The following is a 21,188-nucleotide window of genomic DNA, read 5'->3' as shown; positions in this document are numbered from 1 at the left end:
TGCGATATGGCAATCCTATTCCGCAGCCTTGGCTACAGGCGCCGGCAATTCGCCGGTGGTGCCGCTTGCGGCGCTGCTGGTGGGGGTGCAGGTCAGCTTGCCCGAGCCCATCGCATTGACCGTGCATTTGGCATTGCCCGTCACCCGCACGTTGCCCGCGCCGCCGATATTGGCCTCGACCGTGCCGTCCGAGGCGAAGGCAATATCGCCCGATCCGCCGATGGTGATCGCGGCCCTGTCCGCCTTGAGGCCCGGCATTGCGATCTTGCCGCTGCCGCCGATCAGGATCTCCAGCTCCTTGGCGGTGCCGGCGCCGGTCACCGTGCCGCTGCCGCCGATATTGATCCCGAGGCTGCGCCCCTCGAACCTGCCGAATTCGACCATGCCGCTGCCGCCGATATTGATGTCTGCCTCGCTGGCGAGCGCGGGCGCCTTGATCGTGCCGGAACCGCCGATCACCAGTTCGGCAGGTGCGGGCATGGCGATCCGGATGGTGGCCTTGCTGTCGCCTTTCCAGCCATCCTCGCGGGTGATGCCGATCAGCTGCTTGTCGCGCACGAAGCGCAAGCTTTCGGTGCCCGCGCCTTCGACAGTGATCGCCAGACGATCACCCTCGCTCAGGATCACGGTGTCGTCCGAGGCGAGGAACACTTCGCTCGGCGGCGGGCCGGCCAGTTCGATTTCCGAAAGCGGCACGCCCTTCTGGCCATTGATCGTGAAATCCGCGCCGTCACACCCGCCCAGCGCCGCAGCGCAAGCGAAAAGCGCAAGAGCGGTGGCGAAAGGCTTGGTCATGCGGCGACTCCCATCCGGCGTAGCGTATTGCCGATATAATACACTAAGCCGCATCGCGCAAGCGGCGTGCTTGCCGGAACAAACAGGGCCGCCCTGACGTGGGCGGCCCTCGATGTTCACGCCGGGCGAACGCGGTTTCAGGCGTTTTCGGCGGTGTCGTAGTATTGCGGCGCGTGTTCGCGCAGCACGTCGAGAATCTTGCCGAGCGCGGTGGCTTCGTCGGTCTCCTCCATCGCCGCGAGTTCGCGGGCGAGGCGGCTCGAGGCGGCTTCGAAGATCTGGCGTTCCGAATAGGACTGCTCGGGCTGGTCTTCCGGGCGGAACAGGTCGCGGGTCACTTCGGCGATCGACACCAGATCGCCCGAGTTGATCTTCGCTTCATATTCCTGCGCGCGGCGCGACCACATGGTGCGCTTGACCTTGGGCTTGCCCTTCAAGGTTTCCATTGCCTGCTTCAGGGTCTTGTCGGAGGACAGCTTGCGCATCCCGATGGCTTCGACCTTGTTGACCGGCACGCGCAGCGTCATGCGCTCCTTCTCGAACCGCAGCACGTAGAGTTCGAGCTGCATCCCGGCGATCTCCTCCTTCTGGAGCTCGACCACCCGGCCCACGCCGTGCTTGGGATAGACAACATAATCGCCGACGGTGAATGCGTTTGCGGTGCTTGCCATGCAAGTTCCTTTCTGTGGGCCCGACCTGTCGGAGAGAGGGTCAACCATCCCGGCGGCGCGACCCTGCCCGTGACGGGCAAAGCGCCGGGAACAGATTGTCCGAGGGGTAACTGGTGCGAGGCCTTTCTGGTTTCAACGCCTGCGTCATGCCCCGCCCGAAGGCGCAGCCAACGCGGTGACCACTCTATATAACACACCCGCAAGAAAATTGCGAGTCGGGGATTGCGCAAGGCTGCGCCTCCTTGCGCATCCGCCGGTTTGCGGGAAAAATCAGTCGCCTTCGCCCGGCTCGGGGCTGAAATACTTTTCGAACTTGTCCTTTTCGCCCTTGTGCCTATCGGCATCCTCGGGCGGGGATTTCTGGCTGGTGATGTTGGGCCAGATCGCCGAATACTTGGCGTTGAGCTCGAGCCACTTTTCCAGCCCGTCCTCGGTATCCGGAAGGATCGCCTCGGCCGGGCATTCCGGTTCGCACACGCCGCAATCGATGCACTCGCTGGGATTGATCACCAGCATGTTCTCGCCTTCGTAGAAGCAGTCAACCGGGCACACTTCCACGCAGTCGGTGTATTTGCACTTGATGCAGTCTTCGGTGACGACGTAGGTCATTGCGGCTCTTTCAAGAGGGATTTCCGGGTTCGTCGCCCTGCATGTCAGCCACGACGGGCGACGGTGCTAGGGACATTTGCGCTTTAGGGTCAAGATTGTCTCCGTCAACCTCGCGATAATGGGTTCGCGCCAGCGCCGGCGATCCGCGTCGGTCGGGCAGTGCCAGCAGTTCGATGACCCGCACCCGTCCTCCCACCACCAGTGTCAGCACATCCCCGATACGCGCCTGCTCCGCGCCGCGCAGCACATGCTTTCTGTTCCGCCGCAAAGCGTGGGTTTCGATCAATCTGAGCGCCGCTGACCGGGTAGGAGCGAAACGCAGATAGACAAGCAGGCGATCGATCCGGATCGTGCTGCCCGCAGCCTTGCCCCCTGCTGCTGTCATCGCTTGAGCAGATCCGCCAGCTTGTCGAAGGCGCCGCCGGCGCGTGCCGGGCCATTGTCGATCCTGGCGGCAGGGCGCGCTTGGGGGCGGGGCTTGCCGCGCGCGGCCTCTGCTTGCCGATCCTCCCCGGGCTTGCGGCGCGGCGGGCGCTTGCCGTGCGCCGGGCGGGCCTTGTCCTTGGCGGGCCGGCGCTGCTCACCTGCGTGTTGGTCGGGCCGGCGCGGGCGCCAGTGCCAGCGATCGGGTGCCGCCGGGCCATGCGCACCTTCGGGCAGAGCGCGGGCGCGGTCGCAGCGGAAGCCGGCGCTGCCGAGCAGGCGGCGGGCATTTTCGGCTTCCAGCCCGATCGACACGGCCAGCGCCATGTCGAGCCGGAAGGCGGGGTTGCGCGCCGCCGGTTTCGCCGCCGCCACCGCCGCGCGTGCATCGAAGGCCGCGCGCAGGATCTTCTCGGCGAGGTCCACCCGGATCGCCTGCGTTCCGGCAAGCCGGTAACCGGCGGGCAGGCGGCCCTTGGCCCAGCTGCCTTCAGCCAACACCGGCAGCATCCCCTCGTTGAGCGGCCGCGGATCGAGCCCCAGTGCATGCAGCAGACGGCGCGGGGCGGGCTTGAGCAGCGGGGCGGCAAAGATATCGAGCGTGCCGAAGGTCACCCCCAGCTTGCGCAGATAGGGGCGCATCTCCTTGGGCAGGTTCTCCAGCCCCGCCTCCGCCCGGCTGATTACCCCGCGTGCCTCGATCAGGGTGATGATCAGCGCCCGCGCCTGCGAACCCGCTGCCGGATCGCGCGCAGCCTCAGCGAGCTTGCGCAGGGGTTCGAGCGGTGCGAGCTGCCGGTCGAGCCACGCCGCAAGGCCGGCCTCGAGCTTTGCTTTGGCCGGATCGGGCAGCAGCGCCAGATCGCGGGTCAGCGTCAGGCGCGGGGTGCCGAAATTGCCTGCCCCCGGATGGCCCGCAAGGGCGATCTCGGCGAGCGCGCGGCCTCCCCCCTGCCCGTTCCAGCGGATCGCGCCGGCAGCGATTTCCAGCTCGGCGATGCCCTGCGACAGCAGCCACTCGGCACGGCTTTCCAGCAGGGCGGGCAGGGCCTTCTCCCCCGCCGCCAGCAGCATCCGCCGGTCGGCTGCGCCGGCTGCGGGATCGACATGGAAACGAAAGCCCTCGAGCCGGCCGATGCTTTCGCCTTCGACCGTCAGGTGCCCGTCGGGTTCGAGCGTGACGGGCAAGGCGCCCGCGTCCTGCCCCAGCGATTTCATCAAGAGTGTCGTCCTCCGGTTGACGAAGCGCTCGGTCAGCCGCGCGTGCAGCGCATCCGAGAGTTTCGCCTCGACCGCGCGTGCCCGTGCGGCCATTTCGTCGCGCGCCAGCACCCAGTCGGGGCGCTGGCAGATGTAAGCCCAGCTGCGAATCGCCGCGATCCGCGCCTGCAGCGTGTCGATATCGCCCTGCATCCGGTCAAGCTCGGCAATGCGTGCGGCAACATAATCCGCAGCCAGATAGCCGCCGCGCAGGTCTGCCCACAGGCGCGCGACGAAGCGGGCGTGTTGTTCGACCCCAAGCGCGCGGAAGTCGGGCAGCGAACAGGCCTCCCAGAAGCGCCGGACATTGCCCGCCCCGCGAACCGTGTCCGCGATGGTGTCCGCGGCAAGGCGCTTGAGCACGGCGAGATCGATCGCCTCCGGGGCCGGTTTGAGCACGTCTATCCCGGGCCGTGCCTCGAGATCGGCGATGAGTGCGGCCAGGCTGTCGAAGCACGGCTCGGCCTCGCGCCAGAACAGGTGGGTGAGGGGCGCGAAACGGTGCTCCTCGATCGCGTAGATTTCCTCGTCGGTGAAGGCGAGCGGCGCGCTGTCGCCCTTGCCCGCGCCCGACAAGGTGCCGAAGGTGCCGTCGCGTTGGTGCCGCCCGGCGCGCCCTGCGATCTGCGCCATCTCCGATGGGGTGAGCCGACGCTTGCCGTGCCCGTCGAACTTGGAGAGCGCGGCGAAGGCGACATGATCGCAATCGAGGTTGAGCCCCATCCCGATCGCGTCGGTGGCGACGATGTAATCGACCTCGCCCGCCTGGAACATCGCCACCTGCTTGTTGCGGGTCTCGGGCGAAAGCGCGCCCATCACCACCGCCGCCCCGCCCCGCAGGCGGCGCAGCGCCTCGGCCATGGCATAGACCTGCTCGACGCTGAAGGCGACCACGGCGCTGCACTTGGGCAGGCGTGAAAGCTTGCACACCCCGGCATGGGAAAGCGTCGAGAAACGCGGGCGGCTGGTGACTTCTGCCTTGGGGATCAGCGCCCTGATCATCGGTTCGAGCGTGGCCGAGCCGAGGATCATAGTCTCCTCCCGCCCGCGCGCGTGCAGCAGCCGGTCGGTGAAGATGTGTCCGCGCTCGGGATCGGCGCCCAGTTGCGCCTCGTCGAGCGCGACGAAGGCATGTTCGCCCGCCGTGCGCGGCATGGCTTCGGCGGTGCAGAGGAAATAGCGCGCCTGCGGCGGCTCGATCCGTTCCTCCCCGGTGATCAGCGCGACCTGATGATCGCCCTTGATCGCCCGCACCCTTTCATAGACCTCGCGGGCCAGGAGGCGCAGCGGGAAGCCCATCATGCCGGAGGAATGCCCGCACATCCGCTCGATCGCCAGATGGGTCTTGCCGGTGTTGGTCGGCCCCAGCACTGCGCGCACCTGCGCGGCTTCTGCCGGGTGGGGGTAAGGCGGGAAAGTCACAGCGGAGCGGTTCTGTCAGGCTTGGCGCGGCGGAGCAAGCGGGCTGCCGTGCCATGGCGGCGGTTAAGGGAAACGCCTTATCGCAGCCGGGGCACAATTGGGCGCTGATTAACGCGGGATTTACTTTGATCGGGCAGACAAATGCGACAAGGCAGGGCCGGTCGCGCCCGTCAGGGGTGCCGCACTCGGGGCAATGATGTTGGATCATGCGCGCAATCTGAGCGATCTGCCCGCTGCAGAGGACGGCCCGGACGAGGGCGCGGCTGCGCGTGGGCGGGAACCGGCCGTGGCCCAAGCGAGCGGCGGGATCGATCCGGAAATCGCGCGCGAACTGCTGCCCTATCTGCGCAATTCCAGAAAGCTTGCCCCGCCGACCAGGGCGCAGCAGGCCAGGCGCGAGGCGGCAAGCCGCCTCTCCGACCTTGCCGAACGTTACGACGCATGGAAGCTTTCCGCCTCGCGCTGGTTTGCCGGGCTCGATCTGGCCCCCGATCTGGCCGAGGATATCGGCAGCCGCCGCTGGTTCCGCGGGCTTGGGACGATGCTGGGGCTTGGCGCGGTGGCATTGGCGTTCTGGCCCGATCTCACCCCGCTCGAAGCGCGCCCGGCGATGCCGCAGGATGAGGCGGTGCAGTCCGAACTGCGCAGCCAGATGATCATGCCGCTGGCGCTGGGCGCGGATTCGGGCCGTCGGATGGGCCCGACCGCGCACGTCATTCCCCTCAAAAGCGCGCCCGAGCGGCCGCAAATCAATCTGGTGGTGACCCTCGCGCCGGGGGACAGTTTCGTCTCGATGCTGCGCCGTGCGGGCGTGTCGGCGGGCGATATCGAGCGCGCCGCCGCGCTGGTCGGGCAGGCGGTGCCGCTTGGCGAGATCAAGCCCGGCACCCAGATGGACGTGCTGCTCGGCCGCCGCCCCGCGCCGGGCGCGCCGCGCCCGCTCGACAGCCTCGCCTTTCGCGCGCGCTTCGATCTCGAGCTTGAACTGACCCGCCCGGGCGTGGGGGAGAGCAATCCCGATGGCACCCCGGTCATCCCCAGCGGCCCGCTGGCGCTGAAACGCAATGTGATCCGCGTCGATGAGACCCCGCTGCGGGTGAGGGGGACGGTCGGGAGCAGCCTCTACCGCTCGATGCGGCAGGCGGGGGTGCCGGCCAGCGCGGTGCAGGAATATCTCAAGACCCTCGACGCGCAGATCGATATGGACCGCGAAGTCCGCGCGAGCGATGAATTCGACATCATCCTCGCCTATCGCCGCGCCGCGACCGGGGAGCGGCAGGCCGGCCAGGTGCTTTATGCCGGGATCGATCGCGGCGGACGCCCGCGCACCCAGCTGATGCGCTGGGGCCGCGACGGCCGCTTCTACGAGGCTTCGGGCGTGGGCGAGCAGCGCCGCGGGCTGCTGGCGCCGGTGCCGGGGCCGGTCACCTCGAATTTCGGGATTCGCCGCCACCCGATCCTCGGCTACATGCGGATGCACGCCGGGATCGACTTCAAGGCCCGCTACGGCACCCCGATCGTCGCGGTGAGCGACGGCCGCGTCACCTCGGCCGGCCGGGCGGGCGGTTGCGGTCAGGCGGTGCGGCTGGAGCATGGCGGCGGGCTGGCGACGCGCTATTGCCACATGAGCCGGATGGCGGTGGCGCCTGGGATGCAGGTGCGGCGCGGGCAGGTGATCGGCTATGTCGGCTCCTCCGGCCTCTCGACCGGCCCACACCTCCACTACGAAATGTATCGCGGCGGAAGGGTGATCAATCCGGCCTCGGTGTCCTTCGTCACCCGCGCCGAGCTGTCCGGCACCGAACTGATCGACTTCCGCCGTCAGCTGATCCGCCTCAAGCAGATCGAGGTCGGCGCGGCGCTCAAGGATCTCGAACCGCTGCCAAACGAGGTCAAGGAGCCGAAGCGCGAGATCGAGAAGCTCGAAACCGCCTTCGATGCGACGCGTCGCGCAGGGCAGGCCATCGCGCTGTAACCAGCGCTTGTCGTCCGGCGGGAATTGCGCCTAAGTCTCGCGCCATGACCGCAAGCTATCCCAACACCCGCCTGCGCCGCACCCGCGCCCATGCCTGGAGCCGCGCGCTCCACCGCGAGACGGTGCTGACCCCTGCCGATCTGATCTGGCCGCTGTTCGTGACGGCGGGCAAGGGCGTGGAGGAGCCGATCAAGACCCTGCCGGGCGTCTCGCGCTGGTCGGTCGATGGCATTGTCGCGCGGGCGAAAGAGGCGGTCGATCTGGGGATTGCGGTGGTCGCGCTGTTCCCCAATACCCCGCCCGCGCTGCGCAGCGACGATGGGGCCGAGGCGCACAACCCTGATAACCTGATGTGCCAGGCGATCCGCGCGATCAAGGACGCCTGCGGCAACGACATCGGCGTGCTGACCGACGTCGCGCTCGATCCCTATACCAGCCACGGGCAGGACGGGCTGATCGACGCGAGCGGCTATGTGGTGAACGACGATACGGTCGCGGTGCTGGTCGATCAGGCGGTCAATCAGGCCAATGCGGGCGCGGACATCATCGCGCCTTCCGACATGATGGATGGCCGCATCGGCGCGATCCGCCGCGCGCTGGAGATGAACGGGCACGTCAATGTCCAGATCATGTCCTACGCCGCCAAATATGCCAGCGCCTTCTACGGCCCGTTCCGCGATGCGGTGGGCAGCGGCGGGCTGCTCAAGGGCGACAAGAAGGCCTACCAGATGGATCCGGCCAATGCCGAAGAAGCGCTGCGCGAGGTGGCGCTGGACATTGCGGAAGGGGCGGATTCGGTGATGGTGAAGCCGGGCCTTGCCTATCTCGACATCATCTTTCGGGTGAAGCGGCGCTTCGATGTGCCGGTCTTTGCCTATCAGGTGTCTGGCGAATACGCGATGATCGAGGCCGCGGCTGCGGCGGGCGCGGGGGACCGCGATGCGCTCGTGCTGGAAACGCTGATTGCGTTCAAGCGCGCGGGCGTGCGCGGGGTTCTCACCTACCACGCCGCACATGCCGCTCGCCTGCTGAATGGCTGAGATCGTTCTTTCGACCCAGCGCCTGATCCTGCGCCAGATCCGCGCGGATGACCTCGATCTGCATATGGAACTGCTCAACACCCCGGCGGTGATGCGCTGGCTTGGCGGGGTGCAGCCGCGCGCCGTAATCGCCGCCAAGCACGAGGCCGCGCGCGCCAGCTTTGCCGCGCATGGCTTCGGCTTCATGATGATGGAGGAGCGCGCCAGCGGCGAGATGGTTGGCCATTGCGGTTTGCGCCGCGTCGCCCATCCGCTCGCGCCCAATCCGCAAGACCACGAGATCGGCTGGCTGGTGCGCGAGGACCGCTGGCGGATGGGCTATGCCTGCGAGGCGATGCGCACGGTGATCGACTGGGGCTTTGACGTCATTGGCGCCCCGCATATCGTCGCCTTGACCTGCGCGTCCAACCACGGCAGCTGGCGTCTGATGGAGAAACTCGGCATGGAGCGCCGCGCGGATCTGGATTTCCGCGATCCGGCCGATCCCGAACCGATCATCCAATACGCGATCACCAAAGCGCAATGGGAGGCGCAGCGAAGATGACCACTCGTCCCGGGGTCAACATCATCCCGATCCTCGGCAAGACCCCGAAAATCCACGAAACCGCCTTCATCGCGCCCGGCTGCACGATCATCGGCGACGTCGAGATCGGGGCGGGCAGTTCGATTTGGTATAATTGCGTGCTGCGCGCCGACGTGTTCTCGATCCGCATCGGGGAGCGCACCAACGTGCAGGACGGCAGCGTCCTCCATTGCGATCCGCCGCGGCCCGGTGACCCTGATGGCTGCCCGCTGGTGATCGGTGATGATGTGCTGATCGGTCACATGGCGATGGTCCACGGCTGCACGATCCATGATCGCGGCTTCGTCGGACTTGGTGCGATCGTGATGAACAAGGCGGTGATCGGCTCCGATGCCATGCTCGCCGCGGGTGCGATGCTGACCGAGCGCAAGGTGATGGGCGAGCGCGAGCTGTGGGCGGGCCGTCCGGCGGTGCGTATGAAGGAGCTGAGCGACGCGGCGATTGCCAGTATGCGCGTGGGTGTTGCGCATTATGCCGAGAACGCGAAACACCATGCCAAGGCGGTCGCCGCTGCGCTCGGCTGATGGCGCGCCCGGCTCCGTCCCTGCCCGATCCGGCGGCCTTGCGCGCGCGGATCGACGCCGGCGGCCGGCTTGCCGTCAGGGTAACTCCGGGCGCGCGCGCGGAATCGGTGACGCTGACCGGGGATGCCGTGCTGGTAAAGGTGCGCGCGCCTGCCGACAAGGGTGCGGCCAATGACGCGGTGATCGCGCTGCTGGCGCGTGCGCTCGGCCTCGCACCCTCGCGGGTGAGCCTGCTGCGGGGCGGGACTTCGCGCCAGAAGCTGCTGGCGATTGAGCTTTAGAGCTCCGGCCCCTCCCAGTCGGGCGGGTTGACGCGGTATTGGCGCAGCCGCAGCAAGAGCCCCAGTGCCACCCCCGTGCCGATGGCGACGGTCAGATCGGCGACAACGGTCAGCACCAAGGTCAGCACCAGCAACACCCGATCCTCGACCGGTGCGGCCCAGTAGCCGCGCCACTTGTGCGGCTCGCTCATGTTCCACGCGGTGACCAGCAGCAGACCGGCGAGTGCGGGCAGGGCCAAATAACCCGCCAGCGGCGCGGCGATGAGCATGATCAGCAGGATGAACACCGCGTGCAGCACGCCTGCCATCGGCGTCTTGCCTCCGGCATTGACATTGGTCGCGGTGCGGGCAATCGCGCCGGTCGCGGGCATCCCGCCGAACAGCGCCGAGCCGAGATTCGCCCAGCCCTGCGCGCTGACCTCGGCATTGGGACGGTGCTGGCTGCCGATCATCCGGTCCGCCACCATTGCCGAGAGCAGCGATTCGACCGCAGCGAGGAAGGCGATGATCAGCGCCGAGGGCAGCAGTTCGATCAGGCGCGGCACGGTGATCTGGGGGATATGCGGCCAGGGCAGGGCGCGCGGCAATTCTCCGAAGCGTCCGGCGATCGTCTCCACCGGAAGCCCGGTCAGCGCCACCCCCGCCGAGATCACCGCGATCGCCACCACCACTCCCGGAAAACGCGGAAAGGCGCAGCGCAGTGCGACGATCAGCGCGATCGCGGCGATGCCGGTGGCAAGCGCCATCGGATTGATTTGCCCCCGTGCCGCCCAGATCGCCGGGGCTTTCTCGGCGATATCGGCAGGCACGCCGCGCAGGTCGATGCCGAGCAGATCGCCCAACTGGCTGAAGGCGATGATGATCGCGATGCCGATGGTGAAGCCGTTGACCACTGCTTCGGGTATGAAAGCGATCAGCTGGCCCGCGCGCAACCACCCGGCGATGATCAGGATGATGCCCGCCATCATCGTCGCCAGCACCAGCCCGTCATAGCCGTGATCGGCAATGACCGAGAAGACCACCACGATGAAAGCGCCCGTCGGCCCGCCGATCTGCACCTGGCTGCCACCCAAGAGCGAGATCAGCAAACCGCCGACAATCGCGGTAACCAGCCCCTTGGCCGGTTCCGCGCCCCAGGCAATCGCAATGGCGATACACAGCGGGATGGCCACCATCGCCACGGTCAGCCCTGCAAGCGCATCGGCCAGCAGCAATGCCGGCGTATAGCCGCGCATTGTGGTCAGGATTTTGGGTTGCATGGTTTGCAATTGGCCCCTGCGGAATCGTACCGCAAGAGCGCCGGAGTTCAGCCTGCCGCGGGCTGCCTGAGATATTTCATCATGTAGCCGACATAATCCGCCTTGCCGATGGCGAGGCCTTCCATGCGCAGGATCGCATAGGTCGCCATCAGGTGGAAATAGAGCTGCGGGATGGCCCAGTCGCGGCAATATTCATGCGCCTGCATGGCGAAGGCCATGCCGTTGGGGAGGGTAAACTCCACCGGATCGCCGGCGGCCGGCCAGACGGCGGGATCGGTCTGCGCCACCAGATCGCGCACGGCGGCGATCCGGGTGCGGGCGATGGCAAAGGAGGTGATGTCGCTGTCATCGACGGCCAGCTCGCGCTTTCCCAGCCGCTTCAAGGCGGTCACCACCTGATCGAGGGTGAGGCGGATCTGGGTGTGGAGCGGGAACATATCCTCGACCAGCCGCGATTGCAGCAAGGCCTCGCCCTTGGCGTGGCCTTGCGCCCTGGCGACGAGATGATCGAGCGTGCCGAGCGTGTTGGCACAGGTAGCAAGCAGCGCGGTGGCGTAGGACATGGCTCTCTCCGGTTGGACTGCGCCTGAACTAGGCCGCGCTCAGTCCTTTATCAACGCCCGCAGCGCATCCACCCGGTCCGCCTCGTGCGCGGGCTTGTCCCAGCGGATGCGGTGGATGCGCGGGAAGCGCATCGCGAGGCCGCTCTTGTGCCGCTTGCTGGCATGGACCGAATCGAAGGCAATCTCGAACACCAGTTTGCGTTCCACCTCGCGCACGGGCCCGAACCTGTTCAGCGTGTGCTGGCGCACAAAGCGGTCGAGCTGCTGCAATTCGGTGTCGGTAAAGCCCGAATAGGCCTTGCCGACCGGGAGCAATTCCCCGCCCGCATCGGGATCGCCGGCCCAGCAGCCGAAGGTGTAGTCGGAATAGAAGCTGCTCCGCTTGCCGCTGCCGCGCTGGGCATACATGAGCACGCAGTCGATGAGCAGCGGATCGCGCTTCCATTTGAACCAGAGGCCCGCCTTGCGTCCGGCGACATAGGGGCTCATCCTGTGCTTGAGCATCAGCCCCTCGATCGCCGCGTCGCGCGCGGCGTCACGGATCGCGGCGAGCGCGGCGAAGTTTTCCGCCTCGACCAGCATCGAGAGATCGAAACGGCTCGCCGGCAGACGCGGCATCAGCGCCTCAAGAGTTGCGCGGCGCGACTTCCACGGGGCCTCGCGCAAGTCCTCACCCTCCAGCAGCAGGACGTCATAAAGCCGCACGAAGGCCGGGTATTCGCGCAGCATCCTTGCCGATACGCGCTTGCGTCCGAGCCTTTGCTGGAGCGCGTTGAAATGCGCCGCGCCGCCCGCCGCGCCGCCCTGGGCCGAACCGCGCACCAGCAATTCGCCGTCGAGCACCACATCGAAGGGCAGCCCATCGCGCAGTTCGGGGAAGCTCAGCGAAATATCGTCGCCCGAGCGTGAATAGACCCGCGTCTGTCCGCCGGCGCGCACCAATTGCACGCGGATGCCGTCCCACTTCCACTCGGCGGCATAGTCGGCCAGATCGACTTCCCCCTGTTCGAGCGGATGCGCCAGCATGAAGGGCCGGAAGCGCGGGACATGGGCAAGATCGAGTGCAGGCGCCGCCCCCCTCGCCCAGTCGAACAATGCGGCATAGGGCGGGGCGAGCGCGTGCCAATATTCCTCCACCGCCTCCAGCGCCACCCCAAAGGCCTGCGCAAAGGCGGTCTTCGCGAGCCGCGCTGAGACCCCGACGCGCATTGCCCCGGTGGCAAGCTTGATGAGCGCAAAGCGCCCGCGCGCGTCGAGCCGGTCGAACAGTGCGGCCAGTTCCTGCGGCGCGGTTGCACGGGTGAGGGCGGCAAGGGTGGCAACCACCTGCGCCAGCGACAAGGCCTCTTGTGGCACCCGATCCTCAGGCTCCGGCCACAGCAGGCTGGCGGTCTCGGCCGTATCCCCGACGAAATCGCGGGACAAGGCCCACAACACGGGATCGACCCGCTCGCTCATCAGCTTGCGGATGGTAGAGGCTTTCACCGCCGGGAAATCCAGCCCGCCGGTCAGGCCCGCCAGCGCCCAGCCGCGATCAGGATCGGGTGCGTGGCGCAGGTAATCCGCGATCAGCGCCAGCTTGCGGTTGCGGCTGGTGGTGAAGGCCAGCGCGTCGAGCAGGGCGGCGAACTGCTCCATCAGGGGCGCCTGCGATGATGATTGCGCGACCCTGCGGATGCTATAAAGCAGGCCGCTGACAGGGATGTCAGTCGCGCCCCTTGCGACTTTGCCAACAAGGAATGCCCCCCATGACCTTCAGCCTGCCTGCCGCCCTCTGCCTTGCCCTTTCCGGCCTTGCTGCGCCCGCCGCGGCGCTTGCCCAGGGCGAAGCGCCCGCCTCCGCGCCCGCCGCGGCCTTCTCGATCGACACGCCGATCGAGGCCCTGATGGCCGACGAGCGCGCCAAGGCCGTGCTCATAAAGCACCTGCCGGGTATCGACCAACACCCGGCCTACGAACAATTCAAGGCGCTTAGCCTGAAGGCGCTCGCCCCCTTCTCGCAGGGCCTGATCAGCGAGGAACTGCTCGGCAAGATCGATGCCGATCTGACCGCAATCAAGTAAGTCCGCGCGCGCGGGGACGGGGATCTCAGTCATCCTCGTCCTCGTAGCCCACCAGCGCGAGCGCGCGGGCGCGGCGCTGATTGAGCTGGCACCAGCGCAGCAGCGCCTCCTCGCGCCCGTGGGTGATCCAGGTCTCTTGCGGGTTCACCTCGGCGATGGTGGCGGTCAGCTCGTTCCAGTCGGCATGATCGGAAATGACCAGCGGCAGCTCGACCCCGCGCTGCCGCGCCCTTGCGCGCACCCGCATCCACCCGCTCGCCATCGCGGTGACGGGATCGGGCAGGCGGCGGCTCCAGCGATCATGGAGGGCTGAGGGCGGGGCGATCACGATGTGGCCTCGCAGCGCCTCCTTCGAGGGCGCGTCGCTCACCAGCCGCAGATCACCCAGCGCCACGCCGTGCTCCTCGTAAAGGCGGCACATGGCCTCCATCGCCCCGTGCAGCCAGATGGTGTCATGATGCCCTGACGCGCGCAGTTCGGCGATCACCCGCTGCGCCTTGCCCAGCGCATAGGCGCCGACGAGGACGCAGCTCTCGGGTTCATTATCCAGATAATTCAATAGTTTGGCGATTTCTCCCTGGATCGGCGGATGGGCAAAGACCGGCAGGCCGAAGGTCGCCTCGGTGATGAAGATATCGCAAGGGGTGACTTCGAAGGGCGCGCAGGTGGGATCGGGGGCGCGCTTGTAATCGCCGGTGATGATCACCCGCTCGCCGGCGTGTTCGAGCAGGATCTGCGCGCTGCCGAGCACGTGCCCGGCCGGCAGGAAAGTCGCCGTGACGCCTGCGCCGATGCTGACCGCTTCGCCATATTCCGCCGCCACCGCGCCCGCGCGGGTCTGATAGCGCAGCGCCATGATCGCCAGCGTCGCCGGGGTGGCGATGGTCTGGCCATGCCCGCCGCGGGCGTGATCGGCATGGCCATGCGTCACCAGCGCGCGGGGCACGGGGCGCGCGGGATCGACCCAGGCATCGGCGGGAAGGATGTGGATGCCGTGACGCTCGGGCCGGATCCATGAGAAGGGCGCGGCGGTCATGAAACGAGCAACCCGCAAGGCCGCGTGCGTGTTCCAGCGCGCGTGGCACCTGACCCGGTCAAGCGCGCCCCAGCACCCCCTCGGCCACCATTCCCGTCAACCCGAAGCGCATCAGCCCTCGTCGGTTTCGGGCGCGGGCTTCTTCGCGGCGGGCGTCTTCGCCGCCTTCTTCTTCGCCGGCTTCACCTTGGGCGGGGCCGGGGTCATCTCGAAGGCGGGCTTGCCGTCCTTGATGCTGACATGCACCTCGCCGCCGTCAGCGAGCTTGCCGAACAGCAGTTCCTCGGCGAGCGGCTGCTTGATCTTTTCCTGGATCAGGCGGGCCATGGGGCGGGCGCCGTAGAGCTTGTCGTAGCCCTTGTCAGCCAGCCAGCTGCGCGCGTCGCTGTCGAACTGGATGTGGACGTTCTGTTCGGCCAGCTGGAGTTCGAGCTGGAGGATGAACTTGTCGACCACCCGCGCGACGGTGCTCTTGCCGAGGTAGGTGAAGGGCACGATCGCATCGAGGCGGTTGCGGAATTCGGGGGTGAACATCTTTTTCACCGCTTCCTCGCCCGCGTCTTCCTTCGACACGTCGCCAAAGCCAATGCCCTGCCGCGCCATGTCGGCCGCGCCGGCATTGGTGGTCATGATCAGCACCACATTGCGGAAATCGACCGTCTTGCCGTGGTGGTCGGTGAGCCGCCCGTTGTCCATCACCTGCAACAGGATGTTGAACAGGTCGGGGTGGGCCTTCTCGATCTCGTCGAGCAGCAGCACGCAATGCGGGTTCTGGTCGACCGCATCGGTGAGCAGCCCGCCCTGATCATAGCCGACATAGCCCGGAGGCGCGCCGATCAACCGGCTGACCGAGTGGCGCTCCATGTATTCGGACATGTCGAAGCGCTTCAGCTCGATGCCCATGATGTTGGCGAGCTGGCGCGCGACCTCGGTCTTGCCGACGCCGGTCGGGCCGCTGAACAGGAAGCTGCCGATCGGCTTGTCCGGATCGCGCAGGCCCGCACGCGACAGCTTCATCGCGGTGGCGAGGCGCTCGATCGCCTCGTCCTGGCCAAAGACGACGTGCTTCAAGTCGCGCTCGAGATTTTCGAGCGCCTTCTTGTCGTCCTTGCTGACCGACTTGGGCGGGATGCGGGCCATGGTCGCGATCACCGCCTCGATTTCCTTGGCGGTGATGGTCTTCTTGCGGCGGCTGGGGGGCACCAGCATCTGCATTGCGCCGACTTCGTCGATCACGTCGATCGCCTTGTCGGGCAACTTGCGATCATTGATGTAGCGCGCCGAGAGTTCGACCGCGCTCTTGATCGCATCGGGGGTGTATTTGACCTTGTGGTGTTCCTCGAAGGCGCTGCGCAGACCCTTCAGGATCTTGATCGTGTCCTCGATGGTCGGCTCGTTCACGTCGATCTTCTGGAAGCGGCGCAGCAGCGCGCGATCCTTTTCGAAGTGGTTGCGGAACTCCTTGTAGGTGGTCGAACCGATGCAGCGGATCGCGCCGGAGGACAGCGCGGGCTTCAACAGGTTCGAGGCGTCCATCGCCCCGCCGCTGGTCGCGCCGGCCCCGATGACGGTGTGGATCTCGTCGATGAACAGCACCGCATTGGGCATTTGCTCGAGTTCCGAGACGACCTGCTTCAGCCGCTCCTCGAAGTCGCCGCGATAGCGCGTGCCGGCGAGCAGTGCGCCCATGTCGAGCGAGTAGATCACCGCGTCCTTGAGCACTTCGGGCACGTCGCCCTCGACGATCTTGCGCGCCAGGCCTTCGGCGATCGCGGTTTTGCCGACGCCGGGATCGCCGACATAGAGCGGGTTGTTCTTCGAGCGGCGGCAGAGGATCTGGATCGTCCGGTCAACCTCCGGCCCGCGCCCGATCAGCGGATCGATCTTGCCGCTTTCGGCCTTGGCGTTGAGGTTGACGGTGAACTGGTCGAGCGCGGTTTCCTTCTTGCTGCCGGCGCTTTCCTTGGTCTGCGCGGATGCTTCCTGCTTGTCGGTGCCCTGCGGGGTCTTGCTCTCGATCTGGCGGCCGCCCTTGCCGATGCCGTGGCTGATATAGCTCACCGCATCGAGCCGGCTCATGTCCTGCTGCTGGAGGAAATAGACCGCATAGGAATCGCGCTCGGAAAACAGCGCGACCAGCACGTTGGCGCCGGTGACGGTGTCCTTGCCGCTCGACTGGACATGCAGGATCGCGCGCTGGATCACCCGCTGGAAGCCCGCGGTGGGCTGGGGATCGGTGCCGTCCTCGGTCTTGAGGCTCTGGTATTCCTGATCGAGATACTGCCGCACCACCTCGCTCAGCTCCGCGAGGTCGACCCCGCAGGCGGCCATCACCTGCGCGGCGTCCTCGTCATCGATCAGCGCCAGCAAGAGGTGCTCGAGCGTGGCATATTCGTGCTTGCGCTCCGACGCGTTGCCGAGCGCGTTGTGCAATGTCCGTTCGAGGTTCTGGGCGAAGCTGGGCATGGCAAATCTCTATGACAAGGCGAAGGATGCTCCCGTAACGGGGGCGGGAAGAGTCGATTGGCGAATATATGGTATGCTACGCGGAAATTGCGAATCCGTATGCACGAGCGCCAGAGGAAAACCTTGCGGCCTCACCCACCACCCTTGCCGAATAGCGCTTCGGCAGCGGCGCGGTGCGCGGCCGCCTTGGCGCGGTGGGCGCGAACACGGGCGATTTCAGCCTCGAGCAGCGCGATACGCTCGTCCAGTTCGGCCTGTGAATAGGGGCCGAGATCCTCTGCCGCGAGGCGCGAGGCCGCATCTCCTTGGGGACGAGGGCGATCGGGTTCTTCCATCGCCCCGCAGCATCCGCCCCAAGCGGCTTGCTGTCAATCGGCAAGGCGGTTATTCGCGCCGCAGATAGGGTTAACGGCACGTTTCGGGGGGATGGACTTATGGTTGCAGGCAATGAGGCCCAGCTGCCCGCGAACATGGCTGCAATCCTTTTCGATGCGCCCGGCGGCCCGGAAGTGCTGGGCATCGGCACGGTGCCGCTGCCGCGCCTGCGCCCGGATGATGTGCTGATCAAGGTTGCCTATGCCGGGGTCAATCGCCCCGATTGCCTGCAACGCGCGGGCGCCTATCCGCCCCCGCCGGGCGCTTCGCCGCTGCTCGGGCTGGAGGTTTCCGGCGAAGTCGTGGCGGTCGGCAATGAAGTCCCGCGCGAGATGATCGGCCAGTTCGTGGCGGCGCTCACCCCGGGCGGGGGCTATGCCGAATATTGCGCGGCGCATTGGCAGCACTGCCTGCCAGTGCCCGAGAGGATGCCGCTGTCCCAAGCCGCCGCCCTGCCCGAAACCCTGTTCACCGTGTGGCACAACCTGTTCGAACGCGGACTGGCCCGTGATGGCGAGAGCGTGCTGATCCACGGCGGCACCAGCGGGATCGGCACCACCGCGATCATGCTCGCCAAGGCCTTCGGGTTGGAGGTGATCGTGACCTGCGGCGATACCGCCAAATGCGCCGCGGCGACCCGCATAGGGGCGGATCTTGCGATCAATTACCGCGAGCAGGATTTCGTCGAGGCGGTGCTGGCCCATACCGGGGGCAAGGGCGTCAACGTGGTGCTCGACATGGTCTCGGGCGATTATGTCGCGCGGAATCTCAAGTGCCTCGCCGAGGATGGTCGCCATGTCACCATCGCGGTGCTGGGCGGCGCAAAGGCAGAACTAAGCATGGCGATGGTGATGACGCGCCGCCTGACCCTCACCGGATCGACCCTGCGCCCGCGCTCCGACAGCTTCAAGGCCGCGCTCGCGGACGAGATCGCCGACAATGCCTGGCCGCTGTTCTGCGACGGGGAATTGTCCCCGGTGATGGACATGACCTTCCCCCTCGCTCAGGCCGCCGCCGCCCATGCGCGGATGGAGGCGGGCGAGCACATCGGCAAGATCGTGCTGGAGGTTGGGGGTGGCTGAGGCGCTCACCCTCCATGAAGACCCCCGCAGCGGCAACTGCTTCAAGATCAAGCTCACCGCCGCGCTGCTCGGCCTGCCGCTCGCAACCCGCGCCTATGACATCATGAAGGGCGAGACCCGCACGCCCGAGTTCCTCGCCACCGTCAACGCCAATGGCCGGATCCCGGTGTTGCAGATCGGCGATGGGCCGGACGCGCGTTTCCTGCCCGAAAGCAACGCCGCCTGCTGGTATCTCGCCCACGCCAGCCACCTGATCCCGCAGGAGCGTTTCGCGCAGTCCGATATGCTGCGCTGGATGTTCTTCGAGCAATACAGCCACGAACCCAACATCGCCACGCTGCGCTTCTGGCTGCGTTTCGTGGGCGAGGCCAATCTTTCGGCCGAGCAGCGCGCGCAGGTCATGCCCAAGCGGATCGCGGGCAGCGCCGCGCTCGATCTGATGAACCGGCATCTGGCCCGGAGCGCCTTCTTCTGCGGCGGGAGCGTCACGATCGCCGATATCGCGCTGTTCGCCTACACCCATGTCGCCGAGGAGGGCGGCTTCGGGCTTGGCGACTATCCGCACATCAATGCCTGGATCGCGCGGATCGAGGCCTTGCCCGGCTTCGTGGCAATGGACTGACCCGCAGCCGTGGGCTGATTGACCCGAAACCGTCACCGGCCTGTGAATCCCCTGTAACATTTCCGTGCCATGGCAAGGCCAGCCTCGCCGTGACCATCAGGGACTGCACATGACCGGCTCCGATCTGTCCGACCTGCTGAGCAGCAATGTCGCCAGCTTTCCGCTTTCGGCCCCGCGCACGCCCGAGCCCGAGGGGCCGGAGCATGAGCGGGCGCGCCGTTCCTACCGCACGATCTGGATCAGCGACGTCCATCTCGGCACAAGGGGCTGCAACGCCGAGATGCTCATCGATTTCCTTGATCACAGCGACAGCCAGACGATGTATCTGGTCGGCGACATCATCGACGGCTGGCGGCTGAAGAAGAGGTTCTACTGGCCCTCGACGCACAACGACATCGTCTGGCGCATCATGAAACGCGCCCGGCGCGGCACCCGGGTGATCTACATCCCCGGCAACCACGACGAGATGTTCCGCCAGTTTACCGGATTGAGCTTCGGCGGGATCGAAATCCGCCGCGCCGCCTTCCACGACACCGCCGACGGGCGCCGGCTGATGGTGCTGCACGGCGACGAGTTCGACGCGGTGATGCTTTCGCACCGCTGGCTCGCCTTTGTCGGGGATCATGCCTACCACTTCCTGATGAAGTGCAACATCGCGGTGAACACGGTGCGGCGCTGGCTGGGCAAGCCTTACTGGTCGCTCTCCAAGGCGGCCAAGCACAAGGTCAAGAACGCGGTCGAGTTCATCGGCAAGTACGAGGAAGTCGTCGCCCGCGCCGCCGGCGAGCGCGGGGTCCACGGGGTGGTGTGCGGGCACATCCACACCGCCGAGTTCCGCGCTTTCGAGCATGATGGCAAGCGGATCGAATACTGGAACGATGGCGATTGGGTGGAGGGCTGCAACGCGCTGGTCGAACATCACGACGGGCGGATGGAAATCCTCCACTGGCCCGAGGAAATCCGGCGGCGGACCGCGGGGCAAGCGCCGGCTCCCGCTGCCAGCACAGCCCGCGAGGCGGCGTGAACCGCTACAGCGCCCTGATGCCCGATGCGGCCCTTTCGTCCGCCGGCCCGGCGGCGATCGCGCCCCATTCCATCGCCATCGTCACCGATGCCTGGCACCCGCAGACCAACGGGGTGGTGCGCACGCTCTCGACCACCTGCGCGGTGCTGCGCGGCTGGGGGCATCAGGTCACGGTGATCTCGCCCAAAGGCTATCTCTCCGTGCCCGCGCCCACCTATCCCGAAATCCGGCTGGCGCTGGCTGCGCCCGGCGCGGTCGGACGGCGGCTCGCGCAGATCCAGCCGGATGCGGTTCACATCGCCACCGAAGGCCCGCTCGGCCTTGCGGCGCGGCGCTATTGCCTCAGGCGCAAGGTGCCCTTCACCACCGCCTATCACACCCAGTTTCCCGACTATGTCGCGCGCCGCACCGGCCTTCCGGCCAGCATCTTCTGGCCCTACATCCGCTGGTTCCATCGGCCGGCGCAGGCCATCATGGTCGCCACCGAGACGATCCGCGCACAGCTGCGCGAACAGGGCCTGACCCGGCTCACCCACTGGAGCCGCGGGGTCGATCTCGCCTGCTTTTCGCCCGCAGCAGCCCCGCCGCCCGAATATGCCGGGCTCGAAGGCCCGATCCTGCTCTATGTCGGCCGCATCGCGGTCGAGAAGAACCTCGAGGCCTTCCTTGCCTGCCCCTATCCCGGCACCAAGGTGGTGGTGGGCGACGGCCCCGCGCGCGCGGCGCTTGAGGCGAAGTTTCCCGAAGCGCGTTTCCTCGGCAAGAAGACCGGCACCGAACTGGCGGGCTGTTATGCGGGCGCCGACGTGTTCGTCTTCCCCTCCCGGACCGACACCTTCGGCCTCGTGATGATCGAAGCGCTCGCCTGCGGGACGCCGGTTGCCGCTTTCCCGGTGCCGGGGCCGCTCGACATCGTGACCGAGGCGGTGGGCGCCTTGTCGGACGATCTCGCGCGGGCGATCGACGCGGCGCGTTTCTGCGACCGCGCCGCCTGCGCGGCTTACGGGGCGTCCTATACGTGGGAAGCGGCAACGCGGCAGTTCCTCGCCGGGCTGGTGCCGCTGGCCGAGCGCGCGCCGATTGGCCATGAGGCGCTTGCTGCCTGCTGACTCCCT

21 protein-coding genes are annotated in these 21,188 nt (G+C 67.1%); 10 read left to right on the top strand and 11 right to left on the bottom strand.

Annotated features, from left to right (window positions below; genetic code table 11):
• Window positions 1-15: 15 nt before the first annotated feature.
• The 5 genes from BZF61_RS06160 to BZF61_RS06140 all read right to left on the bottom strand — a co-directional run bounded on the left by BZF61_RS06160 (window position 16) and on the right by BZF61_RS06140 (window position 5,081).
• Entirely contained in the window at window positions 16-795 is a 780-nt protein-coding gene (locus BZF61_RS06160; RefSeq protein ID WP_158094069.1) for a GIN domain-containing protein, read from the bottom strand.
• Window positions 796-932: 137 nt separating this feature from the next.
• Window positions 933-1,466, bottom strand: a complete 534-nt coding sequence (locus BZF61_RS06155; protein WP_086617781.1) for a CarD family transcriptional regulator — start codon at window positions 1,464-1,466, stop codon at window positions 933-935.
• Window positions 1,467-1,736: 270 nt separating this feature from the next.
• On the bottom strand, window positions 1,737-2,075 hold the full coding sequence (fdxA, locus tag BZF61_RS06150; RefSeq protein WP_086617779.1) for a ferredoxin FdxA: 339 nt from the start codon (window positions 2,073-2,075) through the stop codon (window positions 1,737-1,739).
• 10 nt (window positions 2,076-2,085) lie between these two features.
• On the bottom strand, window positions 2,086-2,460 hold the full coding sequence (locus tag BZF61_RS06145; RefSeq protein WP_245804526.1) for an RNA-binding S4 domain-containing protein: 375 nt from the start codon (window positions 2,458-2,460) through the stop codon (window positions 2,086-2,088).
• On the bottom strand, window positions 2,457-5,081 hold the full coding sequence (locus tag BZF61_RS06140; RefSeq protein WP_086617999.1) for a helicase-related protein: 2,625 nt from the start codon (window positions 5,079-5,081) through the stop codon (window positions 2,457-2,459). Before BZF61_RS06140 ends, BZF61_RS06145 begins: the two co-directional genes overlap by 4 nt.
• A 292-nt stretch (window positions 5,082-5,373) precedes the next feature.
• Between BZF61_RS06140 and BZF61_RS06135 the strand changes: the two genes are divergently transcribed.
• The 5 genes from BZF61_RS06135 to BZF61_RS06115 are packed head-to-tail and all read left to right on the top strand — an operon-like array spanning window position 5,374 to window position 9,583.
• Complete coding sequence (locus BZF61_RS06135) at window positions 5,374-7,155, top strand: peptidoglycan DD-metalloendopeptidase family protein (protein ID WP_086617778.1); 1,782 nt, start codon at window positions 5,374-5,376, stop codon at window positions 7,153-7,155.
• A gap of 44 nt (window positions 7,156-7,199) precedes the next feature.
• Window positions 7,200-8,195 (top strand): porphobilinogen synthase, encoded by a 996-nt coding sequence (gene hemB / locus BZF61_RS06130; RefSeq protein ID WP_086617776.1) that lies wholly within the window; start codon window positions 7,200-7,202, stop codon window positions 8,193-8,195.
• A complete protein-coding gene (locus BZF61_RS06125) occupies window positions 8,188-8,739 on the top strand; it encodes a GNAT family N-acetyltransferase (RefSeq protein ID WP_086617775.1) in 552 nt (183 codons plus the stop codon). The genes hemB and BZF61_RS06125 overlap by 8 nt, the downstream gene beginning before the upstream one ends.
• Window positions 8,736-9,302, top strand: a complete 567-nt coding sequence (locus BZF61_RS06120; RefSeq protein ID WP_086617774.1) for a gamma carbonic anhydrase family protein — start codon at window positions 8,736-8,738, stop codon at window positions 9,300-9,302. The genes BZF61_RS06125 and BZF61_RS06120 overlap by 4 nt, the downstream gene beginning before the upstream one ends.
• The gene (locus BZF61_RS06115) at window positions 9,302-9,583 is read left to right on the top strand and encodes a DUF167 domain-containing protein (protein WP_086617772.1); all 282 of its coding nucleotides are present in this window, start codon (window positions 9,302-9,304) and stop codon (window positions 9,581-9,583) included. The genes BZF61_RS06120 and BZF61_RS06115 overlap by 1 nt, the downstream gene beginning before the upstream one ends.
• On the opposite strand, the gene BZF61_RS06110 is transcribed toward BZF61_RS06115, so the two are convergent.
• Genes BZF61_RS06110 through BZF61_RS06100 form a run of 3 tightly spaced genes read right to left on the bottom strand, consistent with a single transcriptional unit; the run spans window position 9,580 to window position 13,043 of the window.
• A complete protein-coding gene (locus BZF61_RS06110) occupies window positions 9,580-10,842 on the bottom strand; it encodes a SulP family inorganic anion transporter (RefSeq protein WP_086617770.1) in 1,263 nt (420 codons plus the stop codon). The genes BZF61_RS06115 and BZF61_RS06110 overlap by 4 nt on opposite strands.
• A 47-nt stretch (window positions 10,843-10,889) precedes the next feature.
• Window positions 10,890-11,405 carry a DUF1993 domain-containing protein gene (locus BZF61_RS06105; protein ID WP_086617768.1) on the bottom strand — a complete coding sequence of 172 codons (516 nt, stop codon included), beginning with the start codon at window positions 11,403-11,405 and terminating at the stop codon, window positions 10,890-10,892.
• A gap of 39 nt (window positions 11,406-11,444) precedes the next feature.
• On the bottom strand, window positions 11,445-13,043 hold the full coding sequence (locus BZF61_RS06100) for a cisplatin damage response ATP-dependent DNA ligase (protein WP_086617767.1): 1,599 nt from the start codon (window positions 13,041-13,043) through the stop codon (window positions 11,445-11,447).
• A gap of 110 nt (window positions 13,044-13,153) precedes the next feature.
• Between BZF61_RS06100 and BZF61_RS06095 the strand changes: the two genes are divergently transcribed.
• On the top strand, window positions 13,154-13,468 hold the full coding sequence (locus BZF61_RS06095) for a hypothetical protein (protein ID WP_086617765.1): 315 nt from the start codon (window positions 13,154-13,156) through the stop codon (window positions 13,466-13,468).
• Window positions 13,469-13,493: 25 nt separating this feature from the next.
• Here the strand turns inward: BZF61_RS06095 and BZF61_RS06090 are convergent, their stop codons facing one another.
• From BZF61_RS06090 to BZF61_RS06080, 3 genes are all read right to left on the bottom strand, one after another.
• Window positions 13,494-14,504 carry a ligase-associated DNA damage response exonuclease gene (locus tag BZF61_RS06090; protein WP_086617764.1) on the bottom strand — a complete coding sequence of 337 codons (1,011 nt, stop codon included), beginning with the start codon at window positions 14,502-14,504 and terminating at the stop codon, window positions 13,494-13,496.
• A gap of 111 nt (window positions 14,505-14,615) precedes the next feature.
• On the bottom strand, window positions 14,616-16,970 hold the full coding sequence (gene clpA, locus BZF61_RS06085; RefSeq protein ID WP_086617762.1) for an ATP-dependent Clp protease ATP-binding subunit ClpA: 2,355 nt from the start codon (window positions 16,968-16,970) through the stop codon (window positions 14,616-14,618).
• A 131-nt stretch (window positions 16,971-17,101) separates the two neighbouring features.
• The gene (locus tag BZF61_RS06080) at window positions 17,102-17,305 is read right to left on the bottom strand and encodes a DUF1192 family protein (protein ID WP_086617760.1); all 204 of its coding nucleotides are present in this window, start codon (window positions 17,303-17,305) and stop codon (window positions 17,102-17,104) included.
• 135 nt (window positions 17,306-17,440) lie between these two features.
• On the opposite strand from BZF61_RS06080, the gene BZF61_RS06075 reads away from it, so the two are divergent.
• The 4 genes from BZF61_RS06075 to BZF61_RS06060 all read left to right on the top strand — a co-directional run bounded on the left by BZF61_RS06075 (window position 17,441) and on the right by BZF61_RS06060 (window position 21,182).
• Window positions 17,441-18,427: an NAD(P)H-quinone oxidoreductase gene (locus tag BZF61_RS06075; RefSeq protein ID WP_086617997.1), complete on the top strand. Its 987-nt coding sequence runs from the start codon at window positions 17,441-17,443 to the stop codon at window positions 18,425-18,427.
• Window positions 18,420-19,049 carry a glutathione S-transferase family protein gene (locus BZF61_RS06070; protein ID WP_086617759.1) on the top strand — a complete coding sequence of 210 codons (630 nt, stop codon included), beginning with the start codon at window positions 18,420-18,422 and terminating at the stop codon, window positions 19,047-19,049. Before BZF61_RS06075 ends, BZF61_RS06070 begins: the two co-directional genes overlap by 8 nt.
• 109 nt (window positions 19,050-19,158) lie before the next feature.
• Window positions 19,159-20,073 (top strand): UDP-2,3-diacylglucosamine diphosphatase, encoded by a 915-nt coding sequence (locus tag BZF61_RS06065; RefSeq protein WP_086617757.1) that lies wholly within the window; start codon window positions 19,159-19,161, stop codon window positions 20,071-20,073.
• Window positions 20,074-20,090: 17 nt separating this feature from the next.
• Window positions 20,091-21,182 (top strand): glycosyltransferase family 4 protein, encoded by a 1,092-nt coding sequence (locus BZF61_RS06060; protein ID WP_086617996.1) that lies wholly within the window; start codon window positions 20,091-20,093, stop codon window positions 21,180-21,182.
• Window positions 21,183-21,188: the final 6 nt, after the last annotated feature.

Source organism: Erythrobacter tepidarius, from assembly GCF_002155695.1.
GTDB lineage: Bacteria > Pseudomonadota > Alphaproteobacteria > Sphingomonadales > Sphingomonadaceae > Erythrobacter > Erythrobacter tepidarius.
This window is presented reverse-complemented; position numbering and strand designations above follow the sequence as displayed.